Raw genomic sequence first — 8,241 nt, forward strand, 5'->3', positions numbered from 1 at the left:
TTAACATATTTTGGGCTGTTTTTATCGGATTTTTCTTAACATTCAACACTTTTGACTGTAAACCAAATTATTGGAGATTCACAAAAACAGATTTATGGTAACTTTGGCAAACGTTTTTTTGCCTGGATGATGGCTCAAAGTAGCAGCACGTATGATCAAATTGTAGGCGATCGCAAACGTTCTCTTTTTGCCAATCTTCAAGGTAAAGTGTTAGAAATAGGCCCAGGAACAGGCCCTAACCTTCCCTACTATCCTAAAGATATCCACTGGATAGGAATCGAGCCAAACCCACACATGCATTCCTATCTGCAAAAACAAGCAGAAAAGCTGGGTTTAAACATCGACCTTCGCATTGGTAATGCTGAATGGCTAGATGCTGAAGATAATAGCATAGATACTGTTGTTAGTACCTTAGTTTTGTGTTCAGTGCCGAATATAGATTATACATTACAGGCAATTTTAAGAGTCCTAAAACCAGGCGGACGCTTCTTATTTATTGAACATGTTGCCGCACCTCCAGGAAGTTTCTTACGACAACTACAAAGCACAATTCGTCCGATTTGGAAAGTGATAGGTGATGGTTGTCATCCAGATAGAGAAACTTGGATAGCCTTAGAAAATGCTGGTTTCACTAGTGTGAATTATGAGCGATTTGATGCACAATTGCCAATTGTCAGCCCTCATATTATCGGCGTAGCGACAAAGTGAAAAAGTTTTTTGAGGTTATTGAATAAAAGTATGAATAAGCCCCAGGTTTGAGCCGTGGGGTTTCTGACATTAGAGATTTTATGGATTTTCGCGCAGGAAAGTGCCAATCTGATCTAGTTCCTGCTGATTGAGACGAAATTCCCCAGCACCGATGATTCCTTCCACCTGCTTTGGATTGCGTCCGCCAACGATCGCAGCTGTCACCGCCGGATTGTTTAAAGTCCAAGCGATCGCTACCTCACCGGCCGAGCGATCGTGTTTTTGAGCAATGTGCTGCAACACCTCGACTAGCTTCAGGTTACGAGATAGGCGTGGCTCCTGAAATTCACTGCTATTCTTACGCCAATCATCATCTGGGAAATTGGCAATTCGCTCAGGTGTCATCTTTCCTGTGAGCAAGCCAGATTGCATCGGTGAATACACAATCACACCTATGTTATTTTCCTGACAAAAAGGCAGAATCTCCTTTTCAACATCGCGCTTCACCAGTGAATAAGGTGGTTGCAATGAAGTTACTGGTGCAATCTTCTGGACACGTTTCAACTGTTCTACATTAAAGTTTGAAACCCCGATATAGCGAACCTTGCCTTCATCCTTAAGCTTGTTAAGAGTTGTCCAGCCTTCTTCAATTTCTGAGTCAGGATTAGGCCAGTGGATTTGGTAAAGATCAATGGTTTCAATATCGAGTCGGCGTAGACTAGCTTCAACCTCACGCCGCACAGAATCCGCCTTCAGGCTGCGACCAATTTCACCCTTTTCATCCCAGATCATTGAACATTTAGTGAAAATGTAAGGGTGACTAGATCGACCTTTGAGTGCCTTAGCCACAACCTCCTCCGAATGTCCCAAACCATAGACAGCTGCGGTGTCAATCCAATTAACGCCGAGGTCGAGAGCGCTATTGATCGCTGCGATCGATTCCTGATCATCCTGCGCTCCCCAACCAAAAGCCCATCCACCTCCACCGATCGCCCAAGCACCAAAGCCGATTGGGGTAATGTGAAGCTCCGAATTACCAAGCTGTTTGGTTTGCATATCTACTTTCTTCAAGAATTTGTCAAATGCTAGTCTAAGCTGCAAATATTTTCTCAACAGCTATCTGAGGTGTGAATTACTACTAGTGTAAACACAACGGACAAGTACTAGTTGTGTAGCATTACCGAAGAAGAATTCAGCAATTTTTGAGCCAGAATCCAGAATGGATTCTGTGCGACTGGATGGAGAATCGAGGATGTGCTTTTCAGATGGGAGCAAATTAGGCGATCGCCTCGAAAAGAAAACTTTTTGGTCGTGCGTCAACAGATAACCTAACCCGGATTTCTCACCACACCTCTCAAAGCCTGCGCTTGTGCAGGGGAGCAAGGGAGCAGGGGAGAGTTCAATGTGCCAAGTTCAATGTTTTGTTCAAAAATCAAATATGATTCCTATAGCAACTCAGCTTATTAAAAAATAGAAAGTATATAAAGCAAAGAATAAACGAATTTTACAAAAAAAGGAGTTCTATATCGCATGGCGGAGGAAGGAAAAATATTTTGGATTCAGACATTATAGAACTCAAAAAATTTGTTCAATCATTTATTCAAGTCATGATAAGACGTAAAAATGAATTTCAAGCTCGTAAAGATGTTTTGGAATGGATAGATGACCAAAAATTAAGCTGAAAGTATTCGTTACGTTATTATAAATTACGAATTATTTAAATTTTTCGCAATAATTCCCGAATAGCGATGTCTACGACGGGCTACGCCTACGCACAATCAGGGAAAGCTAAAGGTGAAATTGTCACATCCTCTGCAAGTATGCTCTCACTGTGATATCCGTCTGGACTAGGGAGACGATACATATACAACTTGCGTCCATTAACATCTAAAATCCAGTACTCAATAATACCTGACTTAGAGTATGCGTTCGCTTTTACTTCTCGATCATATTTGAGACTGGAATCAGCTATTTCAATCAGTAAAAACACTTCGGAAGCATTGGGATGGTGATCCTCATAATCTAATGGATTCAGCTTCACCACTGAAATATCTGGTTCTGGTTCCGAGTAATCATCAAGTTGGACTGGTGACTGGATTCTTAATAAAACTTTGTCCCCCAAACGTTGACGTAATAACCTTTCTGTGCGGGTAATTGCTGATTCGTGAGCAGTACCTTTTGCTGACATTCTGATAATTTGTCCCGCGATTAATTCTAAACGTTCTTCAGGATGAAAAATACCCATTTCCGCCATTTTGTGATATTCTCGAACACTAATTAGGCGAATATTGGTGAGCATAAGATTCACGTTAACGTCCTAACATTTTATCCCGCAGATGTTTAATGCGATGTCTACGACGGGCTACGCCTACGTGCTAAAGGTTAGGCTGCTGGTGCTACAACCTCTGAAGCAACTCATCATACTCTGCATGTGCGCCAATCCAGAACCAGTAAATGTGATCATCCTGCAACAAGCCAAGAACGCGGTAGTCTAAACTAACACGAGCCGAATAGATTGGTTGGCGCTGGCTAACTCGTTTGAACTAAAGACTATTGTGGTAAGGGTCTGAACGCCAAAGAGCATAAGCTTTGGCAGCTTGTTCTTGAACTGATGCAGGAAGCTCATCAAGTTTCTTGCGAAATACCTTTGTAACACTTGACTTCATTGCTCAGAAGAAAAAACGTCAGCGAGAGGAGTGATGTCGCCAGCAGTAATTTCCTGCCTTACCATATCAGCTAGACGATCCCACTGAGCATCTGTTGTAGATTCAAACTGAGTCTTCCATCTTTGCTCATCCTCTATCTCGGCAAGGAGACGAGCAGCGATCGCATTCTGTTCGGCAACAGGTAGAGTTTTCAGTTGCGCGATCGCACGCTCAAGTAACTCAGTCATGGCTACCACACTCTTAAAACGTAAATGGTATTAGCTAGCATGTACATCTGCATTAATTGCATTCACAATGTTTTGGAAAGACACGGATTGCAGAACAGATAAAAGGTTCACCGCTTTAGTCAATAAATAGGGCGTGTCTTCGTAGTCATCTTGACTGGGCAAGACAATTTGAATCGGTTTGCCTCGATCATCCACGCCCTTTTCAAACACGATTAAGCGTGGATTGGGATGGCTGATTGCTATCCAGTGATTTTGCTGGAGATAGTTGACCACTTTAGCGACACGAAGCTCCTGAACTTGGGCGTAATTTGACAAGACTTCAGGGGTCATGACCACTCTCCTGTTTTGACATTCTCCATTAAGGTTAGCAAAGATTCTGGGGTGAGGCGTTGCGATCGGGCAATTCGGATTCTGACAGACTGGCGATTTTCACTGAGGTTGCCAGTGAGGTATTCCCAGTAGCAAGTTCCTTGCAGCCTGAGTTCTGATTCTTCGCAAATTAGCCATTGAGCAGAATCAGAGGGTAGCGCTAAAAGAATTAGGATACAGGGTATTGCGGCTCTCATGCTGCGCCTGAGAATCAAGTCATTGTAAGTTTTTGCTTCTAGATCATAGATGACATAGGTCGAGTCGAGTTGCCATTGAGTTGAGGCTTTGAGTTGAAAACTAAGGGAAAAGCCAGACTCGACTCGGCGATTTTGACGCACAATTACTTCATCAAAACTACCATCTACGCCATAGTCATATTCCCGAATAGCTAAGTTGAGTCCGGCACGTCCGGCGATCGCACGGACATAAGCCCGGCTTAACGCTTCAGCAATATGTTGGTCAGTTAACACAGTTGAATTAAAGCCTCATCAAGCATAAGTACTTTTTTTTGTTAACGTCCCAACATTTTATCTCGCAGATGTTTAATGCGATCGCGCAATTTCCCCGCCTCTTCAAATTCTAGTTTCTTCGCCGCCTCTTTCATCTGCGCTTCTAACAGAGTAATCAACCCTGGAATCTGTTCTAATGGCAGTTCATCTATATGTTCATCTACAACTTTCAAGTCAGTTGCATTTAACCGTCGAGATACATCTAAAAAAGCCAAAATCGCATTACTTGATTTTTTGACAATTGGTTGTGGCGTAATTCCATGCAGTCGATTATGTGCCGTTTGAATACCACGCCGTCTATCTGTTTCATCAATAGCTTTAATCATGCTACCTGTCATATTATCAGCATACAAAATTGCCTGTCCCTGGACGTGACGCGCGGCTCTACCAATAGTTTGAATTAAGGAACGCTCGGTTCTCAAGAAACCTTCTTTATCTGCATCCATAATTGCTACTAAGGAAACTTCGGGTAAATCCAAGCCTTCCCGCAGCAAATTCACGCCAACCAAAACATCAAATTTCCCCTCGCGCAAGTTCTGTAAAATTTCAATGCGCTCAATAGAAGTAATTTCGGAATGTAAATACCGTACTCTGATACCGTGGTCTTGCAAATATTCGGTTAAATCTTCCGCCATTCGCTTGGTTAATGTGGTGATTAACACTCGTTCATGGCGATCGGCTCTATCTTTAATTTCTCCCAACAAATCATCAATTTGTCCTTCTGTGGGACGCACAGAAATTTCTGGATCAACCACCCCAGTTGGTCTAATCACTTGTTCAACTACATGATCTTCAGAAATTTCTAATTCCCAATTTCCGGGAGTTGCGGAAACAAAAATACACTGATTTACCTTTTGCCAAAATTCCTCGGCTTTCAAAGGACGGTTGTCAGCAGCGCTAGGAAGCCGAAATCCATGTTCAATTAAAACTTTTTTTCTAGCTTGATCGCCGTTATACATACCGCGAATTTGGGGCACGGTTACATGAGATTCATCGATAATTAACAGCCAATCTTTAGGAAAATAATCAATTAAACATTCTGGTGATTCTCCAGCTTGTCTTCCTGCTAAGTGACGGGAATAGTTCTCAACTCCGTTGCAGTAACCTACTTCGCGCAGCATTTCTAGGTCATAGCGTGTGCGTTGATCTATGCGTTGGGCTTCTAATAGTTTCCCAGCTTGTTCTAAGTCTAGTTTTTGCTGTTTTAATTCGGCTGCAATATCATTACAAGCTACTTCTAACCGTTCTTCTGGGGTGACAAAGTGACGCGCCGGGTAAACATTCACCGCTTCCAAACTCTTGAGAATTTCGCCTGTCACCGGATCAATGTAGCGAATGGCGTCAATTTCATCACCAAAGAATTCGACGCGAATAATTCGGTCTTCATAAGCTGGGCCAATTTCTAAGACATCACCCCGGACGCGAAATTTTCCCCGACCCATTTCGATGTCGTTGCGGCTATATTGAACGTTGGCCAAATCCCGTAAAATTTGGCGCTGATTCACTTCCATACCTATCTGAAGGGGGATGGCAGCTTTCAGATATTCTGCTGGCATTCCTAAACCGTAGATGCAACTGATGGAAGCAACGACAATGACATCACGGCGTTCAAAAAGCGATCGCGTCGCTGAATGCCGCAACATATCTATTTCATCATTAATCGCCGCCGTTTTTTCAATATAAGTGTCGGTAACGGGAATATACGCTTCTGGCTGATAATAATCGTAGTAGCTGACAAAATACTCTACTGCATTGTTGGGGAAGAAATCCCGCAACTCGTTACAAAGCTGTGCAGCCAAGGTTTTGTTATGCGCCAAGACTAAAGTAGGCTTGCCAATTTTCTCAATAACTGCTGCTACCGAAAATGTCTTGCCAGTTCCAGTGGCTCCTAGTAAAGTTTGATAACGGTTGCCTGATTGGATACTAGCAGTTAGTTGTGCGATCGCTTGTGGTTGATCGCCTGTGGGACTAAAGGGAGCTTGAAGACAAAATTCTGTCATACAGTTTTGCTGGAAATACCCTATCTCATGGTGACAATTTCGCCCTGTATCCATTGTAGCTGGCTTATCAGACCATATAAATGGCAATAATTTTTTACAAAACTTATTAATTAAAATTTACTTATGTATCAGTTTTAAAGATACTTATATCTATGTGAGGTTTTTTAAGGTTAAACTTTAATATATATGGGAAAAAATTTCATCTTTCCTTAATTATTGTAAAATTCAATTAACAAACCAGAGGTCTTCGTTTATGACTATTAGCAGCGCTGGCAAAGCAATCAATTCTCGGCAAAAGCCTGCCAAGTCTCCAGGGGAAACTACAGAGGAAGTTGAAAATCAACAAGACCAGAGCTTGAATGCAGATAAAGTCGAGGAAGTTACTGAACTGCCAGTGGGAGCTTCTGGAACACTCGCCATTTCTGGAATTCGTCCCATAGGCGCTAGCGACTTAGAAGTTGCTGAACACCTGTCAATTGCTGGGGTGCGCCCTGTTAGCATCAGTACCTTGGAAGTAGTTGAAACCTATAACTCGATGGGTATTCGTCCAATTGGCGCTAATACATTCCAAGTCGTTGAAAGTATAAATCTCTCTGGGATTCGTCCAATTGCCTCAAGTTCATTGGTGATTTCTGACGGCTATTCATCATTCGGTAATCGTCCCATAGCACCAAATGAGATTGACAATTCTGAAACCCTGATGGGTTTTCTAGATTAGACAAAGAATATCACCATATACTTTATTAACCCAGTTTCTATACGAAACTGGTTTTTTTATTTAAACATTCAAAAGTAGAAATTACTATATTTGCATTTATTCTATGTCTTTTAGCATAGGTAACTAAACTATTATTACTTTATTTTATATTCAACCAACAGCCAGAACACTTACTACAACTACCTTTCTTAATTACGAATTACGAATTACGAATTACAAATTATTTAATATGTCTTGTGGTGGAAGGCTTTAGCAAAAAGTTTAAGCTACTGTGTAAAGGTAATCACAAAGGATTTCAAAGTTAGGTTTATAGCTTTGAAATGAATTTTTAATTAAATCAGGAGTACAAAATGAGCATAGAAGATCGCGCTAAAGCTGCTGCTAAAAATGTTGAAGGTAAAGCCCAAGAAGCATTAGGAAATGTCACTGGAGATCCAGAAGATAAAGCCAAAGGTAAAGCAAAGCAAGCTGAAAGCGAAGTACGTCACGGAATTGAAGACGTAAAAGATAATGTAAAGAAAAATATTGACTAACAATTCATAAACTTTTTGCAGAAACTTTAGGGATATTAATGGGATGGATTCCATTTTTGCAGAAAAGTATGGAGTGTTAGAAAACCAATGCTATACACCTTTATTATCATCTTAGAAAGTCTGGAAAATAAAGGATTGGCTTGATTTCTTGAACTCTTGTAGAGGCGTAATTAAATACGTCTCTATATTAAAATTTTGACTTTCAACTTTGACTTTATAAATAAATACGAACAATTAGTTTAAAAATACGACTTATTCTATGTGTTGTTTAAAGTATTTTTCTAAGAGTTAAAACGCAAGTAACTTCGTAACTTCTGAATTTTAAGTTTTGAGGATGAGATAAGAGATGAGGTGGGTGTTACCCACCTTTATTTTTTGCTTATTAAAATGACCCAGATAAGCGATCGCACAATAGCAATGTCTAAGAGGTTGTTTGAAAAGTCGCAAAGTATAACAGAAACCCCTCTCCAAACCTCTCCCCGAAACGGAGAGAGGCTTTGAAACCCCCATTCCCTTGTAGGGAAGGGGGGCT

The 8,241-nt window shown here is 41.2% G+C and carries 11 protein-coding genes and 1 pseudogene; 3 read left to right on the plus strand and 9 right to left on the minus strand.

Features of this window, described 5'->3' with window-relative positions:
- Positions 1-51: 51 nt before the first annotated feature.
- Positions 52-708: a class I SAM-dependent methyltransferase gene (locus ABF638_RS35595; protein ID WP_435027481.1), complete on the plus strand. Its 657-nt coding sequence runs from the start codon at positions 52-54 to the stop codon at positions 706-708.
- Between the two features lie 78 nt (positions 709-786).
- On the opposite strand, the gene ABF638_RS35600 is transcribed toward ABF638_RS35595, so the two are convergent.
- From ABF638_RS35600 to uvrB, 8 genes and pseudogenes are all read right to left on the minus strand, one after another.
- Positions 787-1,743 (minus strand): aldo/keto reductase, encoded by a 957-nt coding sequence (locus ABF638_RS35600; protein WP_435027482.1) that lies wholly within the window; start codon positions 1,741-1,743, stop codon positions 787-789.
- Between the two features lie 60 nt (positions 1,744-1,803).
- Positions 1,804-2,007, minus strand: a complete 204-nt coding sequence (locus ABF638_RS35605; protein WP_435027483.1) for a hypothetical protein — start codon at positions 2,005-2,007, stop codon at positions 1,804-1,806.
- A gap of 448 nt (positions 2,008-2,455) precedes the next feature.
- Positions 2,456-2,986, minus strand: a complete 531-nt coding sequence (locus tag ABF638_RS35610; protein ID WP_435027484.1) for a Uma2 family endonuclease — start codon at positions 2,984-2,986, stop codon at positions 2,456-2,458.
- A gap of 97 nt (positions 2,987-3,083) precedes the next feature.
- Positions 3,084-3,218 (minus strand): annotated as a pseudogene (locus tag ABF638_RS35615) (hypothetical protein); the annotation flags it as partial.
- 131 nt (positions 3,219-3,349) lie between these two features.
- Positions 3,350-3,580 carry a hypothetical protein gene (locus ABF638_RS35620; protein ID WP_435027485.1) on the minus strand — a complete coding sequence of 77 codons (231 nt, stop codon included), beginning with the start codon at positions 3,578-3,580 and terminating at the stop codon, positions 3,350-3,352.
- A 30-nt stretch (positions 3,581-3,610) separates the two neighbouring features.
- A complete protein-coding gene (locus ABF638_RS35625) occupies positions 3,611-3,910 on the minus strand; it encodes a hypothetical protein (protein ID WP_435027486.1) in 300 nt (99 codons plus the stop codon).
- Entirely contained in the window at positions 3,907-4,419 is a 513-nt protein-coding gene (locus tag ABF638_RS35630) for a DUF4365 domain-containing protein (protein WP_435027487.1), read from the minus strand. The genes ABF638_RS35625 and ABF638_RS35630 overlap by 4 nt, the downstream gene beginning before the upstream one ends.
- Positions 4,420-4,460: 41 nt before the next feature.
- Positions 4,461-6,458 (minus strand): excinuclease ABC subunit UvrB, encoded by a 1,998-nt coding sequence (gene uvrB / locus ABF638_RS35635; RefSeq protein WP_435027488.1) that lies wholly within the window; start codon positions 6,456-6,458, stop codon positions 4,461-4,463.
- 253 nt (positions 6,459-6,711) lie between these two features.
- Here uvrB and ABF638_RS35640 point away from each other — a divergent pair, with 253 nt between their 5' ends.
- Positions 6,712-7,176, plus strand: coding sequence for a hypothetical protein (locus ABF638_RS35640; RefSeq protein ID WP_435027489.1), 465 nt, complete (start codon positions 6,712-6,714; stop codon positions 7,174-7,176).
- A gap of 350 nt (positions 7,177-7,526) precedes the next feature.
- Positions 7,527-7,709 carry a CsbD family protein gene (locus ABF638_RS35645; RefSeq protein WP_099103871.1) on the plus strand — a complete coding sequence of 61 codons (183 nt, stop codon included), beginning with the start codon at positions 7,527-7,529 and terminating at the stop codon, positions 7,707-7,709.
- A 321-nt stretch (positions 7,710-8,030) separates the two neighbouring features.
- On the opposite strand, the gene ABF638_RS35650 is transcribed toward ABF638_RS35645, so the two are convergent.
- A partial coding sequence (locus ABF638_RS35650) for a hypothetical protein (protein ID WP_435027490.1) occupies positions 8,031-8,241 on the minus strand: 211 nt, incomplete at its 5' end.

It is taken from the genome of Nostoc sp. CALU 1950 (assembly GCF_051172895.1).
GTDB classification, from domain to species: Bacteria; Cyanobacteriota; Cyanobacteriia; order Cyanobacteriales; family Nostocaceae; genus Nostoc; species Nostoc edaphicum_A.